The organism is Streptomyces sp. NBC_00210 (genome assembly GCF_045160975.1).
GTDB lineage: Bacteria > Actinomycetota > Actinomycetes > Streptomycetales > Streptomycetaceae > Streptomyces.
Genome location: NZ_CP108120.1, coordinates 6,198,345 through 6,214,766, shown reverse-complemented (window position 1 = coordinate 6,214,766; position 16,422 = coordinate 6,198,345). Strand labels below are relative to the sequence as shown.

Genomic DNA, 16,422 nt, shown 5'->3' with positions numbered 1-16,422 from the left:
ACGAGGACCCGAAGATCCGGGCCGCGCCGCCGTAAAATCTAGCCAAAAGGCGCGGGTCACGCTCCTTGCACGGCCGTGATGTGCGCCGATCATGCGCCGCCGCCGAAGATCCTCGGCGTTGACGTCACACGGCGACCGATACTTTAATTCTAAAGCACCCTGAAAGCGGTTGAAGCAACAACGTCGACGGACCCATAAGTCCTTCATTCGCGGCATTGTTTTAGGGGGAATTGCAATGACGGTGCAGGTGACAGTTGCGTGCCCACCCACGTTTGCGGCCTCGGCACGCGCGACGCTCCAAGAACGGAGCGCCCAGCTGGCAGCCCTCCAAGCCCTGTTCGACGACTGGCCGGCCGGAGAAGGCAGGATCGCGTTGATCAGCGGACCACTCGGCAGCGGCAAAACCGAGTTATTAAGAGCTTTCGTCGCACAGGCCATAGCTGCGGGAGCCAGGCACCTCGGTGCCACCGGGTCCCCTTCCGGACGGCATCTGCCCTTCGGCGTGCTTGATCAGCTCATGCGCAGCGGCATCCGTTCCGGACTGAGCGCCGACCGGCTGGACGATCTCCTCGACGGCGAGCGCCTGCTCCCCGGCGAGGCGCGGAAACGGAACCCGGCCCAGCTGCTGCACCGCATGTGCCTGTCCCTTCTCGATCTGGTCGAGGACTCCGCGAACCCCTTGATCGTCTCGGTGGACGACGTCGAGTTCGCGGACGCCGACACGGTCCGCTGCCTGTCCCTGCTGGCGCGTCGCCTGCGCACCGGCCGACTGCTGATCCTCCTTTCCGCGTCCTCCGAATCGCAGTACGCCGAAGCGCTCCTCAACGGGGACATGCCCGGCGTGCCACTGCTGCGCCGTATCCAGCTGCCGCTGCTGACGCCGGCGGGCGCGGAGTCCGTACTCGCACGACGCCTCGGACCGGACGCAGCACAGCGCCTCGCCCACGCCTGCCATGCACTCAGCGGCGGAAGCCCTCTCCTGCTGAGCGGCATCGCGGAGGACAACTGCGCCCCGGACGGATTGGTTCCGGCCGAGCCGGTCGTCGGCAAGGCCTACCAACAGGCAGTACTCAGCTGTGTCTACCGCGGCGGGCGGGCCGCCCTCGCGGTCGCCCGGGAGATCGCCGTCCTGGGCAGCGGCACGGCGGCCATGCAGCCCGGCGTGCTGTCCGGTCTGGGCACGCATGCCGCGCAGCGGGCCGTCGCCCTGCTCAACGCCTCCGGGGTGCTCAAGGACGGCCGGTTCCGGCATCCGCAGGCACGCGCCGCGGTACTGACCGGACTCAGCGGCGCGGAACGCGCCGAGCTGCACGGCCAGGCGGCCGATCTCCTGTTCCGCACGGGTGCCCCGATCCCGGCGGTGGCCCACCACCTGCTCGCCGCCGAGCGTCCCGCGCCGCGGTACGGCGTGCCCGTGCTGCAGCAGGCCGCCGAGATCGCCCTGGCCGAGCACAACGTCCAACTCGCCCTGGACTGCCTGCGGTTGGCGCTGCGCACCGAGTCCGACCCGAACCAGGAGGCGGTGACGACCGCCATGCTCGCCCGGGCCGAGTGGCGCATCGATCCGGCCGTGGCACTGCGCCGCGAACCGGTCCTGCGCTCCGCGATACCCACCGGTGCCCTCACCCACCAGAACGCCTACGCGCAGGTCAGGTCGCTGCTCTGGTTCGGCAACGCCCCGGCGGCCGTCGACACGCTGAACGCGCTGCAGGCCTTCGGCATACCGCGCGACCCCAATGGAGCAGCCCGGTTTGCCGCTGCCCGGATGTTCCTGTCCATCTGCTACCCGGAGACCCCGAGTTCACTTGCCGAGCAGCCGGACGGCGAGCCCGCGCCCGGCGCCGCATCCGCCGGCCTGGGCAACGACTCGGCCGCGTACGCCACTTCGGCGAGCTGCCATCTGCGCGCGCCGACGCTCCTGACGAACCTGCTGCGGGCCGGGCCCAGCCCGCGCTTGGCCGAACTGGCCGCCAGCCTGCTGCGCAGGTATCAGCTCTCGGAGGGCAACTTCAGCATCCTGACCGCTTCGCTGATGACCCTCGTACTGTGCGACCGGCTCTCCGACGCCGAGCAGTGGTCGGCGTCCCTGCTCGCCGAGGTCGAGTCGGCCAACTCGCCCACCTGGCTGGCGCAGTTGACGGCGGTGCGCGCGGAGATCTCGCTGCGCCGGCACAGTCTGCTCGCCGCGATGCAGCAGGCCCGTCAGGCGCTGACCATCATCCCGTACGACAGTTGGGGCGTGGCCGTCGGACTGCCACTGAGCACGCTCATCCAGGCGCACGCGGCACTCGGTACCCCTCAGGACGCGGTCGTCGCCGAATGCCTCAAGGGTCCGTGGCCGGACACCATTTGCCAGACGCCGGCCGGGCTGCTGGTCCTGCATGCGCGTGGCCGGATGCATCTCGCGCACGGACAGGCGCGCGCCGCGCTCGACGACTTCGAGATCGTGGGCGAGCTGGCCGTGCAGGGAAATATCGACATCCCCGCGCTGCTGCCGTGGCGCACCGATGCCGCCCGGGCCCATCTGCTCATGAACCGCACGGAGACCGCCCGTGAACTGGCCGCCGCGCAGTTCGCCCGCTGCTCCCCCGACCAGCCCCGCGCCCGGGCGCTGACCCTCCGTGTTCTCGCGGCGGCCTCGGCGCCCGCGGAGCGGCCACGCCTTCTCGAGCAGGCGCTCGAAGCGCTGCAGGGCTGCGAGGACCCCCGGCAGCTCCCCCACCCGCTGTACGACATGGGCCGCTCCCTGCAAGTACTGCACCGGCCGACGGATCCGCGGGACACGACGCAGGACCGAGGGGCGGGGCAGCGCGGCCGGTCGGCGGAGGCCCGGGCGGCAATGGAGTGGACCGCCGCCCCGCCGGGAGCAGTCGAGCGGGTCGACGCGGACCGGGCGCGGGTGCTCAGCGAGGCGGAGCAGCGTGTGGCCTCGCTGGCCGCACGCGGGTACAGCAACCGGCAGATCGCCGGGCGGCTCTTCGTCACGATCAGCACGGTGGAACAGCATCTGACCCGGGTCTACCGCAAGCTCAATGTCAAGCGCCGTTCAGAACTCGCGCTGGCCCTCCCGGCCGACGTCGCGCTGCAGCCGCGCAGGCGGCAGACGCCCGGCTCCTCGCTGTAGCGCCCGGAGGGGCACCCGCTGGCCGGCCCGAGCAGCGGGTGCCCCTCCCCCGGCTGGTGCGCAGCCATCGGCCCGCGACGCCGCCCGGACTTCCCCGGGGCCGCCCAGGTCCCCGCACGAACCCCTGGAACCCCAGAACGGACCCCTATCTTCGGGCGCTGCGGGCCAGTTGTTCTTGATCTCCCCGGACCGGCCGACTTAGGTGGAGGGCGCCTCACGACGCGTCCTCTACTGGAGGTCTTCCCGTGCCCCATGGCGTGTGTCCGCCCGCCCAGGAGCAGTTGACGGAGTCGGCTGCGGAACTGCATGTACGGAAGTCGGGCTTCCCTCCCGGTCCGCCCCGCCGGACGGGTGTGGAGCTCGAGTGGCTGCTCATCGACCCGAACGACCCCGCCCACCCACTCTCCCCGCCGCGGCTCGCCGCCGCCGCGGACGCCGTCCGCCTGCTGCCGCTGCGGTCCGCGCTCACCGTGGAACCGGGCGGTCAACTCGAACTGAGCTCACCGCCTGCGGCTTCGCTCATGCGCTGCGTGGACGCCGTCGACGCCGATCTGCGCCTGGTGCGCGGCCGGCTGCGCCCGCTCGGCCTCGCCCTGGCCGGATACGGCCTCAATCCCTGGCAGTCTCCGCGAAGGTGGTGCATTCACCGCGCTATGCGGCGATGGAGGCGCACTTCGACCGAGGCGGGTCGGCCGGGCGCTTCATGATGGCCGGCACCGCCTCGACGCAGATCTGCCTGGACAGCGGCGAGCGCGAACCCGGGCCACTGGGCCAGGGCAGGCGCTGGCAGCTGGCGCACCTGCTCGGTGCGGTGCTGACCGCGACGTTTGCCAACTCCCCACTGCAGATGGGCAGTCCCACCGGTCTGCGCTCCACGCGTCAGGCGGTGTGGGCCGCTCTCGACGCGGGCCTGGCCCCGGCGGGAGCCTTCGCCGATCCGGCCGCGGCCTGGGCCGCGCACGCGCTGGACGCTCCTGTGATGTTCATCCGTACCGAGCAGGCGCCGTGGATCACGCCGCGGGGGCTGACCTTCCGTGAGTGGCTGCGCGGCACGGTGCCAGGTCTGCATCCGGGCCTCGACGATCTGGACTGCCACCTCAGCACCCTGTTTCCCCCGGTGCGGCCACGGGGCTATCTGGAGCTGCGCATGATCGACGCCCAGCCGGGCGCCGACGGCTGGGTCGTGCCGCTCGCCGTCACGGCCACCCTGTTCGACGATCCGGCCGCGGCGGAAACGGCGTACCGGGCGGTGAAGCAGCTCGCCGAACGCGCGGGCACCGGCCCTGCCCCGCGCAACCCCCTGTGGCGTGCCGCCGTCCGGCACGGACTGGCCGACCCGGAACTGCGCGAGGTGGCCGAGGTCTGTTTCCGGGCCGCCCTGGAAGCCCTGCCGAGGCGCGGGGCGAGCCCGGCGGTCCGCGAAGCCGTTGCCCGGTTCGCCGACCGGTATGTGGCGCGGGGCCGCTGTCCCGCCGACGACCTGCTCGACACCTGGAAGGAGCAGCACCCGTGACGACCATGCCGGCCCGTCCGTTCGCCCTCAGCCGCATCCTGCCCGACGCGCCCGCCGACGACCTCGCCGCCGACGTGATCCGGGGTTTCTCGCTTGTCCCCAAGCAGCTCCCGCCGAGGTGGTTGTACGACACGCGCGGCAGCGAGCTTTACGAACGGATCACCCGGCTTCCCGAGTACTACCCGCCGCGCGCGGAGCTGGAGATCCTCCAGGATCGTGCACGGGAGATCGCCGCCGTCACCGCAGCCCGCACCCTGATCGAGCTCGGCTCCGGTTCCTCGGAGCGGACCCGGCTGCTCCTCGACGCGCTGGGCGGACCGCTGACATACGTACCGGTCGACGTCAGCGAGTCGGCGCTGGTGGGCGCCGCCGAGGCGCTGGTGCGCGAGCGGCCGGGGCTGACCGTGCACGCGCTGGTCGCCGACTTTCAGCGCGGGCTCGTACTGCCCACCGTGCCCTGGCCCCGGCTGATCGTCTTCCTCGGCAGCACCATCGGGAATCTGCTGCCCGCCGAGCGAATGGCGTTCCTGCTCGTGGTGCGGGCCGCGATGCTCCCCGGGGACGCCCTGCTGCTCGGCACGGACCTGGTCAAGGACGAGGCGACGCTGGTCGCCGCGTACGACGACGCACAGGGCGACACCGCCGCGTTCAACAAGAACGTCCTGTCAGTCCTCAACCGGGAACTCGGCGCGGACTTCGACCCCGACTCCTTCGAGCACATCGCGCTCTGGGACGCCGAGCACGAGTGGATCGAAATGCGGCTGCGCGCCCGTACGGCCCTCACCGTGCGCATCCCCGGGGCCGGACTCTCGGTGGAACTCGCGGCCGGTGAGGACATCCGCACCGAGGTGTCCGCGAAGTTCCGGCTGCCGCAGCTGCACACCGAACTCGGTGCCGCCTGGCTGGAACCCAGCCGTTCGTGGACCGACCGGGCCGGGCGCTACGCGCTCACCCTCGCGGTTCCCGTCCCGGTGTGACGAGAACCGTGCCACCGACGTCCGCCTCGCGGGCGCCTGCCCGGGAAGAAGTACGCCCCGCATTCCCCGCACACCTCGTATTCCGCCCGAGAAGCAGTGGAGAGCCATGGAGCCCAGGAAAACACAGACCGCGGATCAACTCCCGGAAATCCTCGGGGGTTTCGATCTGACCGACCAGCAAGCCTTCGCCCAGGGAATTCCGTACGACCTCTTCGCCCGGCTGCGCCGCGAGGCCCCGCTGTTCCGGCACCCGCCCGGGCAGACGGTGGACGGCGAGTCCTTCTGGGTGCTGACCCGGCACGCCGACATCACAGCCGCCGCGGCCGACAGCGCGTACTCCGCGCAGGGCGGCGGAGGCCGTTCGGGCGGTGGCACCCATCTCGACGACCTTCCGGCCGGGGCGCTGCCGGGGGTGCTCTTCGGCATGATGGACGATCCCCGGCACGCACTCGTCAAGGCCCTCCTCGCCCCCTGGGTGACCGGGCGGGCGGCCGCGGCGCTGGAGGGTGGGCTGCGGGCCCTGGCCGCCGAGCTGCTGGAGGCCGCGGTGGCCAAGGGCCAGGCCGACTTCGTCACCGAGGTGTCGGAGGAGTTCGCCGTCAAGTCGATGGCGCTGCTGCTGGGCGCCCCCCGGGAGGACTGGGACCGGCTCCTCGACTGGGGCCGCTCGTGCCTGGGCTTCCTCAACCGCCGTACCGGGCTGCCCGACGAGCAGTCGGCCGCCACGTTCGGCGCCATGCAGGAGTACTTCAAGGAACTGCTGCTCCGCAAGCGCGCTCAGCCGGGCGAGGACGTCGCGACCGTACTTGCCGTCGGGGAACTGTCCGAGGACCGGGGCGACGAGCCGCCGCTGTCACCGCAGGAACGCGCCGTGAATCTTACGGTCCTGATGGTGACCGGGCTCGAACAGCCGAGGAACACGATCGCCGGCGGGGTGCTGGCGTTCGCCGAGCACCCCGGCCAATGGCAGGCCCTGCGCGAGGACCGCTCCCTGATGCCCGGCGCCATCGAGGAGGTGCTGCGCTGGAACCCGCCGAACCCGTACAACCGCCGCACCGCCACCCGGGACATGGAACTGCACGGCCGGACCATCAACGCCGGGGACAAGGTCACCTTCTGGTGGCCGTCGGCCAACCGCGACGAGACGGTCTACACCGATCCGGACCGCTTCGACATCCGCCGCGACCCCAATCCCCATCTGTCCTTCGGGTACGGCGCCCACTTCTGCCTGGGTGACGAGACGGCACGGCTCCAGATCCGGCTGGTGCTGGAGGAACTGCTCGACCGGGCCGAGGAGATCAGGCCTGCCGGGAAGGTCGTGTGGGGCGCCAACAACAAGCACACGGTGCTGCTCGACGTCCCCCTTGAGTTCAGCGCCGCCCGCTGAGTGGACGACCAGCGGCCCAGCGCCTGACGCCCCCCGGCGCATTCAGCGCCGGGGGGCGGATGCCGTTCCGACTCGACATGCAGATGCCCGGGTACGGAGGACAGTTGCGTCATGCAGCGGTTCGGCGAGAGGTCAGGAAGCCAGGCGCACGCGCACCGGCAGCTCGCCCAGGGTGCGTAGGGTCATGCCCGGCCAGTGCTCGGGGTGCTCGGTGACCAACTCCAGGTCGTGCTTGACGAGTTCGACCAGGGCGACCTGCGCGGCCATCCGGGCGATGGGGGCTGCCACGCAGAAGTGGATGCCGTGTCCGAAGCCGAGGTTCCGGTTTGCCGGGCGCGTCAGGTCGAGGGTGTCGGGATTCTCGTACACCTCCGGGTCCCGGTTGGCCGCGCCGAGCAGCAGGACGGCGTGGTCGCCCTCCGCGAACGTGAATCCGCCCACCTCGGTGTCCGCCAGCGCGGTGCGGATCAGGAGCTGCAACGGCGGGTCCATGCGCAGCAGTTCCTCCACCACGGGCGCCGCCTGGTCGGAGTGGTCACGGAACCAGGCCAGCTGTCCGGGCTCGCGCAGCAGGCCGATGGTGCAGTTGCCCGTCAGGGCGGCGATCCCGCTGAACCCGGCGGCCAGCAGGTTCATGATGGTCACGGACAGTTCCAGATCCGTGAGCCGCTCACCGCCCTCCGCCATCACGGCGACGAGTTCGCTCACCAGGTCGTCGCCCGGCTTGATACGGCGCTCGGCCACCATTTCGGCGCCCGCGGCGATGAACCCGCCGCGTGCCGCGTCGCGCGCCGCGCGTTGTTCGGGGGTGAGTGTGAACGCGGGGTCGAGCCCCCGGCCGCTTTCCTTGGAGAAGGCGAAGAAGTCCTGGTGATAGCGCTGCGGCACATTCAGCAGATCACCGATGACCAGCCCGGACAGCGGGCGCAGCACGGAGTTCATCAGATCGACGGTGCCGTCCGTGCTCTCCTCGACCGAGGTGACCAGGAGTTCTCGTACGTACTGTTCGGCCTTGCCGCGCAGCCGCTCGACGGTCCGCGGGGTGAACGCCTTGTTGACCAGGGGCCGGATCCGTGTGTGGTCCGGCGGGTCCATGAACATCAGCGGCCGGACGGGCGCCCCGTCAGGGTTGGGGTAGAACTGGTCGGAGATCATGGGTCCGTCGCCGAAGCCGAAATGCGGGCTCTTGAATATGGCGGACGACAGCTCATGGCTCAGGACGATGGTCGTCCCCGCGGGCATCCGGAATATCTGGCCCGACTCTTCCCTGATACGCCGGTAGACCGGGTACGGGTCGAGCTGGAATGCCGGATCGAACGGATCGATGGGCAGGAGTTGCCTGACGATGTCGGCGTCGAAGGCCGGTATCTCTGTGGTCATGGCGGGGTGTTCCCCTCTCTCGTCATCTCTCTTGCCTCTTGGTGTGTGGGTCGCGCGGCTTGGGGGATTCAAGGCCCTGTGAGCTCCATGAGTGCCGCACCGGCCAGCCAACGGCCGCTCAGCGCGGCGAAGTCGGGAGCGGACCGGCCCTCCTGCGACACAGCGACGTAACGGCGCCACAGGCCGGCGATGCGGTGGTCGGCATCCGCGCAGTACAACTCGGCGAGCGTCTGGGCGGTGTCCGTGGACGTGCCGTCGGCCGCCGCGCTTCCGCTGCGCGCGAGCACCGTGAGAACGGCGAACAGTTCGCCGGCCAGTCGGCCCAGGAGCACCACCACCCGTTGCCGGGCGAACAGTTCGGCACGGTCGGGATGGGTGTGCACCAGCTCGCGGCAGGTTTCGTTGAACCGCTTCAGATGCCGTTCGGCGGCCCGCAGATGTGCTGCGTTGGCCGGGGAGAGGGCGGCGGTCCAGGCGGCCGGGTACCCGGCCGCTCGCAGGGGCTCGGCGGGCGGCCGGTCGGCGTCGTAGAGCCAGGACAGCAGTTGGCACATTCCGGTGAAGTCGAGCTGGAAGTCGACGTTGCCGGCGACGCGCAGCCCGCGCGCGTCGCGGAAAGCCCGCTCGACGGGGAGCGGGGCGGCTCCTCTGAGGGTCTTGCTGCGGACGGTCTCGATGCCCTCTCCGCCGAGCAGCGAGACGGTCCTGTCGACGACGCGCCACGCCGTGCGGACCGATATGTTCTTGATCAGGGTCCGCTCCAGCCAGCGGTCGGCGAGCTTCGAACCGATCAGGCTCCAGCGCACGACGCTCTCCAGGGCGTACACCTCGGAAAGGGACTGTGCGACCAGGCGCTGGATCTGCTCGTACGATCCGAGGGGCCGGCCGTTGACGGCGCGCCGCGCCACGAACTGCCGGGTCCACTCCACGCAGTTCTTGGCGAGTGCGACGGCGGGGCCGGAGTTGAAGTAGAGCTGGCCGAGCAGCGCGGTCGGCCCCATCAGCGGTGTCGCGGCGGGAAACCGGGGGTCGCCCTCCTCTCCGACCAGTACGAGCTCCGCCGGGACCCGCACCCCGTCCAGGCTGAGGGCGCCGTTGGGCAGTCCCTTGCTGCCGGTGAACTCGGAGCTCGCGGTGACCGCGTAGCCCTCGGAGTCCGCCGCCACGAAGCACACGCAGAACCTGCGCCGGGCGCCCTCGCCCAACGCGGCGGATACGGCGACGAGTTCGGCGACGGGGCCGCCACCGGTGAAGAGCTTCTGTCCGTGCAGCACGTAGTGGGTCCCGTCCGCCGACAGCGACGCCGTCGTCCCGGGCCAGACGTTGTTGCGTCCGGTGGGCTCGGTCACGGCGAACGCCGACGTCACCCCTTCGGCCACCCGTCGGCGCACATGGTCGCGCAGCGGCCCCGGAGGCAGCGTGGGCAGGAGGGCCGCGACCCCCACGCCCGCCTGTACGGAGAGGAACTGCCCGACCGGCACGGAGGTGCGGCAGGCCTGTTCGACGAGCCGGAAGGTGTTGTATACGGACAGCTCGAGGCCGCCGACGTCGCCTTCGTTCTGCAACCGCAGGAATCCGCGCGCTCGCAGCTCTTCCAGGAAGCCCTCGGGGAATACGCCCCGCCGGTCCACCTCTTCGGCGTCCAGCCGCTCGGTGAGCAGCCGCTCGAGTTCCTCGATCCGGGCACTACCCGCTTTCCGGTCGGACTCGTCCTGTTCCGGAAAGCGTTGGAACACACCGGGGTCGAGGACTCCGGTCGCAAAGGCAGTCAGAAGGCTCGGAACCACTGCTTCCTGAATTTCTGTGGAAGGCAGGGAAGCCACGGATTTCCACTCCTTAAGTCACGGGAATCTCTGGGAATTCCAGCGACCACGCTAAAGCGGTGGGACCCCTAAAAGGCAACCCCTGTCCCCGCCGTCCCACCCCTACGTCGGCTACGGGGGGGGCGGGAGGGGCGGCACGACAGGGGTTGCGGGCACAGGAGCGGGTCCGCGGAAGCGGAAAGCGCGACGCCCCTCGGTCCTCCGGCACGGCCTGGAGCCGCCGGGACCGGGGGGCGCCGGTCGGTCAGGAGGCGATGACGCTGCGTCCGCGGTCGTAAGCCGCGCGCGCCGCCGCGATGTTGTCCAGATTGCGGCGGGCCCATTCGGCCAGCCCTTCGAGCGGCTCGTGCAGTTCGCGCGACAGTTCGGTCGCCGTGTACTCGACCCGAGGCGGCACCGTGGCGTACACAGTGCGCACGATGAGGCCGTCACGCTCCAGATTCCGCAGAGTGAGCGTCAGCATCCGGCGGCTGATGCCGTCGATGCGGCGTTCGAGTTCGGTGAAGCGCACGGGGCCCCTGGCCACGGCCAGGATGATCTGCACGCTCCACTTGCCGCCGACGCGGTCTATCACCTCCCTGACCGGGCAGGCGACGGCGTGAATCTCAGGATCGGTCACACCGGTGTTCCCCTGGGACATAAAAGTGCCTCCTTCCGCGAACTCTCATCTTCACAGAGCATGTTGTCGGTAACAAGTCGTTCCCCAAGGGCACTGGTTTGACCTACAGGGTGGGCACTGCCCCCCTGCCGCTCTCCGGGGAACGTTGCCCCCGCCCCCCACGCATTTTCGCAATCCCACAACTTCCCCGCTGAGAAGGACGCAGGCAGTGGTTTCCTCTGATTCCGGTGTCAAGGCCAAGTCCGGGCTCGTGCTCGCGCTCCTGGCATTCGCCCAATTCATCATCACGATCGACTACAACATCGTCTACGTCGCGCTGCCCGACATCGGCAAGGAGTTGGACTTCTCCACCCAGTCCCTGCAGTGGGTCGTCAGCGCCTATCTCCTGGGCTTCGGCGGCTTCCTGCTGCTCGGCGGCCGGGCCGTCGACCGCTTCGGCCAACGCCGCATGTTCATCGCGGGGCTGAGCCTGTACGGGATCTCCTCGTTGGTCGGCGGACTCGCCACGGAGCCGTGGATGCTGGTGGCGTCCAGGGCCGTCCAGGGGCTGGGTGGCGCGCTGCTCACCCCCGCGATCCTCGCCCTGATCATGACGAGCTTCGCCGAGGGCACCGAGCGCAACAAGGCGCTGGCCGTCTGGGGCGCGGCCGGCAGCTCCGGTCTCGCGGCGGGCGCGCTGCTCGGCGGCGTGCTCACCGAATACCTGGGCTGGGAGGCGGTGTTCTTTGTCAACGTCCCGCTCGCGCTGATCGCCGTCCTCAGTGCGCCACGGCTACTTGCCCCCGACCGCACGGCCCCCGGTGAGGGCGCCTTCGACCTGCCCGGCGGACTCCTCGCCACCGCGGGCTCATCACTGCTGGTCTTCGGCCTGGTCAGCGGCCCCGAGAAGGGATGGGGTTCGCTGAGCGGCGCCGGGTCGATCGTCGGCGGTGTGGTTCTGCTCGGCGTGTTCCTACTGGTCGAGTCCCGTACCCGCGCCCCGCTGGTCCCGCTGCGGCTGCTGCGCCACCGCAGCCTGGCCACGGCCATGGCCGTGATGTTCATTTTCATGGGCTCGCTCAGCGGCTCCTATTACCTGTTCACCACGTATCTGCAGAACGTGCTCGGCTATGACGCCCTCCAGGCCGGTCTCGCCTTCCTGCCGCTGACCGTGATCTCCATGGTGGGCGCGGGCAAGCTCGCACCGATGGCACTCGCCAAGTGGGGGCTGCGCACCACCTTGGCCAGCGGCATGTTCTTCATCGGCGTCGGCCAGATGGTGCTCGCCCTGGGCTACACGTCCGACGGCTCGTTCTGGGCCCTGATGCCCGGCACGGTCATCTGGGGCCTCGCGGGCTACGGCTTCCCCGCGATGTACGCCGCCGCCGGCGCCGGTATCGCTCCGGAGGAGCAGGGAGTCGCGTCCGGCCTCGCCACCACGGCCCAGCAGGTCGGCGGCGCCGTGGGTCTCGCCGCGGTCGTCGCCATCGCCAACTCCGGGCTCGACCTGGTGGACGGCCTGCCGACGGCGGATTCGCTGACCGACGGACTGCGGATCGCGGGCGTGGCGGGCGGTGCCGCTCTGGTCGTGGCCGCCCTGATCGCCCTGGCCCTCAAGAAGCCCGACGCCGCTCCCGAGGCGCAGGCCGCGCCGACTGCCGGGCAGCGGGACACCGAAGTCACGGAGGTGTGACAAGTCGTGCTGATCTTCGACGAGTTGAAGTGGGAACCCAGCGAACGCTGGGTGCGGGCCACCCGGGGCGGGACCACCGTGGTGGACAGCAAGCACCCGGTCCTGGTCCGTGAACCGGGCCTGCCCTACCCGACGTACGCCTTTCGCGAGGGCGAGGTCCGCACGGACTTACTGCGACCGGCGCAGAGCCCGCCCGCCGACGGTCCGCACGCCGGCTCGACGGTCTTCTACGACCTGCACCTGGACGGCGCGGTGGTGTCCAACGCGGCGTGGCGCTACCCGGCGCAGGACCTTGCCGGGTACATCGCCTTCGAGTGGTTCCGGCATCCGGAGACGGTCCTCGAGCACTGGTACGAGGAGCAGGAGGAGATCTTCGTGCTGCCGCGCGATCCGTACCACCGCGTCGACGCGTTGCGCAGTTCCCGGCACGTACGGGTGGAGATCGACGGCAGGACGGTGGCGGAATCCTACCGCCCGGTCGCCGTGTTCGAGACGGGGCTGCCCGTGCGCTACTACCTGCCGCCGGAGGACGTCGACCTGTTGTCCTTCGAGGCCACCGAGACGCGCACGCACTGCCCGTACAAGGGCGAGGCGTCGCACTGGTCCTACCGTGGTGAGGACGGTCCGGCCAGGCCGGACGTCGTCTGGTCCTACCAGGACCCGCTGCCGGCCGTCCCCCAGATCGAGGGGTATCTCGCGTTCTACGAGCAATACGCCGCCGTCGTCGTCGACGGCGTGAAGGCGGGCGGGTAGCAATCCGCCGGACGCCCCTCACACCCAGTGGCCCCGCACAGTGCACGGTGCGGGGCCACTGGCGTACGCGGCTACGCGGGGCGGTTGCCGTGCTTGCGCACCGGGAGGTCGGCGTGCTTGCCACGGAGCATGTCCAGCGCGCGGACGAGCACGGCGCGCGTATCACCGGGCTCGATGACGTCGTCCACCAGGCCGCGTTCCGCGGCGTAGTAAGGGTGCATCAGCTCGGTGCGGTACTCCTCGATCTTCCGGGCACGGACCGCCTCCGGGTCGGCGGAGGCCGCTATCTCCCGCCGGAAGACGACGCTCGCGGCTCCCTCCGCGCCCATCACCGCGATCTCGTTGATGGGCCAGGCGTACGACAGGTCGGCGCCGATCGCCGAGGAGTCCATGACGATGTACGCGCCGCCGTACGCCTTGCGCAGGATCAGCTGCACACGCGGCACCGTCGCGTCGCAGTAGGCGTACAGCAGTTTGGCGCCGTGCCGGATGATGCCGCCGTGTTCCTGGTCGACGCCCGGCAGGAAGCCCGGTACGTCGACAAGAGTGATCAGCGGGATGTTGAAGGCATCGCAGAACTGCACGAAACGCGCCGCTTTCTCGCTCGCCGGAATGTCCAGCGCTCCGGCGAAGGCGGCCGGCTGGTTGGCGACGATGCCGACCGTGTGCCCGTCGAGCCGGGCGAGCGCGCAGACGACGTTGTTCGCCCAGTCCGGATGGACCTCGAAGAAGTCGCCGTCGTCCACGACCTCCTCGATCACCCGCCGGATGTCGTACGACTGCCGGGGAGCGGCCGGCACCAGATCCACGAGGGATTCGGTGCGCCGGTCCACCGGGTCGGTGGCCGGTTCGTGCGGGGGCAGCTCGCGGTTGTTGGACGGCAGGAGCGACAGCAGATGCCGTACGTCCGCCAGGCAGCTCTCCTCGTCGTCGTACGCGAAGGTCGCCACTCCGGACACGCCCGCGTGCACGTCGGCGCCGCCGAGGGCGTCCTTGGAGACCTTCTCTCCGGTGACGGTCTGCACCACGTCGGGTCCGGTCAGAAACAGCTGGGAGGTGCCGCGCACCATGAAGACGAAGTCGGTGAGGGCGGGGCTGTAGGCGGCGCCGCCCGCACAGGGGCCGAGCACCACGCTGATCTGCGGGATGACCCCGGACGCCTTGGTGTTGCGCCGGAAGATGCCGCCATAGCCGGCCAGCGCGGTGACGCCTTCCTGGATGCGGGCGCCCGCGCCGTCGTTCAGGGACACCAGCGGCGCCCCGGTCGCGATGGCCATGTCCATGATCTTGTGGATCTTCGTGGCGTGGGCCTCGCCCAGCGCGCCGCCGAAGATGCGGAAGTCATGGGCGTAGACGAAGACCGTACGGCCTTCCACTGTGCCCCAGCCGGTGATGACACCGTCGGTGTACGGCTTCTTGGCGTCCAGGCCGAAGCCGGTTGCCCGGTGTCGGCGCAACTGCTCGACCTCGTTGAACGACCCCTTGTCGAGGAGCAGCGCGATGCGCTCACGCGCCGTCAACTTTGCCTTGGTCTGTTGGCGTTCGGTGCCAGCCGGGTCTCCCTTGCGTATCTCGGCCTTGAGTGCGACGAGTTCCTCGACCCGTTCCTTCGTGGTCACTCATGCCTCCTGGTGAGCGCGTGCCGTGATGGCGTCCAGCAGACGGTGCACATGCGCCAGTTCCCGCCGCGTAGTCCCGCTGGCGGCGACATAACCGTCGGGACGCAGGAGCATGAAGCCCTTGGCCGGGCCGCCCGGGAGCCTGCCGTGCACCACGAGATCCGGTCGTTCGGCGGCGATCCGGCTTGCCCGCACGGCCAGTTCGCCGTCCTCGGCGCCCGATGTGCACAGCTGGAAGACGTCCCTCGGCCCGGCGGCGGGCCCGGCCAGGTGGTGCGGTGTCCGCTCGCCGGGCCGGGCGAGGCGGGCCGCGCGCACGGCGAGGGCGCGGGCCACACCGCCGGGCGGGTCCGCTCCGTACAGGGACTGCGGGTAGTGGATGCGCCGGCCGGCGATCAGCGGCGCGAACCAGCGGCGCAGCACGCCCGTCGACTCCAGGCCCCGCCAGACGGCGTTGCGGGCGACGGCCGCCCAGGGCGGCAGAGTGAACATCCGGACGAACTGCTGGGTGTTGTGCACGATCTGCTCGGCCGCCGACCGCCGTTCGGTCTCGTAGCTTGCGAGCACGCAGCGGCTGAGCCTGCCGTCCAGCACCCCGGCCAGCTTCCAGGCGAGATTGCGTATGTCCTGAAGCCCGAGGTTGAGTCCCTGGCCGCCGACCGCCGCATGCGTGTGGGCGGCGTCCCCGACCAGGAAGCAGCGGCCCTGCCGGAACCGCACGGCGATCCGCTCCTGGCTGGCGAACTTCGAGATCGCCGTGAGCCCGGTCAGCCGCAGCCCGGGCGCGCACCGCTCGTCCAGGAGTTCCTGCACGGCTTGGGCGCTCGGTTCGAAGTCGTCCGACACGGGAAAGCCCGCACGCGCCAGGCCGTTGTTCATCGGGGCGAACACCAGGGAGCCGGTGCGGCCGAAGTAGTAGTGGACGTCGCCCGGTGCGTAGTCGCCGTCGAAGTTGCCCTCGGCGATGAGGAAGGGGCTGCGCACGGGCGAGCCGGGAAAGTCGATGCCGAGCGCGTCGCGGACCGTGCTGCGCACCCCGTCCGCCGCGATCAGCCAGTCGGCTTCGATGAGCTGAATCTCGCCGTCCGCGTCCTGCGCCTTGACGATGACGCCGTCGTCCGTCACGGCCACACCGATGACGGTGACGGAGCGCTCGACGGTGCCGCCGAGTTGCCCGAGACGTTCCTCGAGGAGTGCGTTGGTCTGCTCCTGCGGCAGGAGCAGAGGTTCGTTGGGACGGCCGAGCCGGACGCGCAGTCCCCGGCCGCCCGCCAGGTGGTAGATCATCTCCCTGACCCGGGTTCCGCGGCGCTCCGCCTCCTCGAGCACGCCGAGTTCCGCGAGTACGTCAAGTGCCGGGGGCCACAGCTGGAGGGCTCGCGACCCGGTGGCCGGGTCCGCGCCGGCGTCCACCAGCCGCACCTCGACGCCGCGCATCCGCAATGCGCAGGCCGCGGCCAGGCCGCACGGGCCCGCTCCCACGATCAGCACGGGAGTCCTACGCCTCATCACACACGCTCCTTCGCCGTAGCCGAACTCTTCGTCCTCCGTCCGC

The 16,422-nt window shown here is 70.5% G+C and carries 10 protein-coding genes and 1 pseudogene; 6 read left to right on the top strand and 5 right to left on the bottom strand.

What is annotated here, in order from left to right:
- The first annotated feature begins 235 nt into the window (after positions 1–235).
- From OG729_RS28045 to OG729_RS28030, 4 genes and pseudogenes are all read left to right on the top strand, one after another.
- Positions 236–3,124, top strand: coding sequence for an AAA family ATPase (locus OG729_RS28045; RefSeq protein WP_405808607.1), 2,889 nt, complete (start codon positions 236–238; stop codon positions 3,122–3,124).
- Between the two features lie 281 nt (positions 3,125–3,405).
- Positions 3,406–4,637 (top strand): annotated as a pseudogene (egtA, locus tag OG729_RS28040) (ergothioneine biosynthesis glutamate--cysteine ligase EgtA).
- A 5-nt stretch (positions 4,638–4,642) separates the two neighbouring features.
- Positions 4,643–5,614: an L-histidine N(alpha)-methyltransferase gene (egtD, locus tag OG729_RS28035; protein WP_360877194.1), complete on the top strand. Its 972-nt coding sequence runs from the start codon at positions 4,643–4,645 to the stop codon at positions 5,612–5,614.
- A 106-nt stretch (positions 5,615–5,720) separates the two neighbouring features.
- The gene (locus tag OG729_RS28030; RefSeq protein ID WP_405808605.1) at positions 5,721–7,001 is read left to right on the top strand and encodes a cytochrome P450; all 1,281 of its coding nucleotides are present in this window, start codon (positions 5,721–5,723) and stop codon (positions 6,999–7,001) included.
- A 132-nt stretch (positions 7,002–7,133) separates the two neighbouring features.
- Here OG729_RS28030 and OG729_RS28025 read toward each other — a convergent pair whose 3' ends face one another.
- The 3 genes from OG729_RS28025 to OG729_RS28015 form a co-directional block, all read right to left on the bottom strand.
- On the bottom strand, positions 7,134–8,381 hold the full coding sequence (locus OG729_RS28025; protein WP_405808604.1) for a cytochrome P450: 1,248 nt from the start codon (positions 8,379–8,381) through the stop codon (positions 7,134–7,136).
- 68 nt (positions 8,382–8,449) lie between these two features.
- Complete coding sequence (locus tag OG729_RS28020) at positions 8,450–10,204, bottom strand: acyl-CoA dehydrogenase family protein (protein ID WP_405808603.1); 1,755 nt, start codon at positions 10,202–10,204, stop codon at positions 8,450–8,452.
- A 244-nt stretch (positions 10,205–10,448) separates the two neighbouring features.
- Positions 10,449–10,844 (bottom strand): helix-turn-helix domain-containing protein, encoded by a 396-nt coding sequence (locus OG729_RS28015; RefSeq protein ID WP_360876939.1) that lies wholly within the window; start codon positions 10,842–10,844, stop codon positions 10,449–10,451.
- 187 nt (positions 10,845–11,031) lie between these two features.
- Here OG729_RS28015 and OG729_RS28010 point away from each other — a divergent pair, with 187 nt between their 5' ends.
- A complete protein-coding gene (locus tag OG729_RS28010) occupies positions 11,032–12,495 on the top strand; it encodes an MFS transporter (protein WP_405808601.1) in 1,464 nt (487 codons plus the stop codon).
- Positions 12,496–12,501: 6 nt separating this feature from the next.
- Positions 12,502–13,248 carry a DUF427 domain-containing protein gene (locus OG729_RS28005; RefSeq protein WP_360876934.1) on the top strand — a complete coding sequence of 249 codons (747 nt, stop codon included), beginning with the start codon at positions 12,502–12,504 and terminating at the stop codon, positions 13,246–13,248.
- A 71-nt stretch (positions 13,249–13,319) separates the two neighbouring features.
- Here the strand turns inward: OG729_RS28005 and OG729_RS28000 are convergent, their stop codons facing one another.
- Positions 13,320–14,867 carry an acyl-CoA carboxylase subunit beta gene (locus OG729_RS28000; RefSeq protein WP_405808599.1) on the bottom strand — a complete coding sequence of 516 codons (1,548 nt, stop codon included), beginning with the start codon at positions 14,865–14,867 and terminating at the stop codon, positions 13,320–13,322.
- Positions 14,868–16,376, bottom strand: coding sequence for an FAD-dependent monooxygenase (locus OG729_RS27995; protein WP_405808598.1), 1,509 nt, complete (start codon positions 16,374–16,376; stop codon positions 14,868–14,870).
- Between the last annotated feature and the right edge of the window lie 46 nt (positions 16,377–16,422).

Excerpts from the sequence above, each read along its gene's own strand:
- OG729_RS27995 (WP_405808598.1), bottom strand. The coding sequence starts at position 16,376 with ATGAGGCGTAGGACTCCCGTGCTGATCGTGGGAGCGGGCCCGTGCGGC.
- OG729_RS28045 (WP_405808607.1), top strand. The coding sequence starts at position 236 with ATGACGGTGCAGGTGACAGTTGCGTGCCCACCCACGTTTGCGGCCTCG.
- egtD (WP_360877194.1), top strand. The coding sequence starts at position 4,643 with ATGCCGGCCCGTCCGTTCGCCCTCAGCCGCATCCTGCCCGACGCGCCC.
- OG729_RS28030 (WP_405808605.1), top strand. The coding sequence starts at position 5,721 with ATGGAGCCCAGGAAAACACAGACCGCGGATCAACTCCCGGAAATCCTC.
- OG729_RS28015 (WP_360876939.1), bottom strand. The coding sequence starts at position 10,844 with ATGTCCCAGGGGAACACCGGTGTGACCGATCCTGAGATTCACGCCGTC.
- OG729_RS28025 (WP_405808604.1), bottom strand. The coding sequence starts at position 8,381 with ATGACCACAGAGATACCGGCCTTCGACGCCGACATCGTCAGGCAACTC.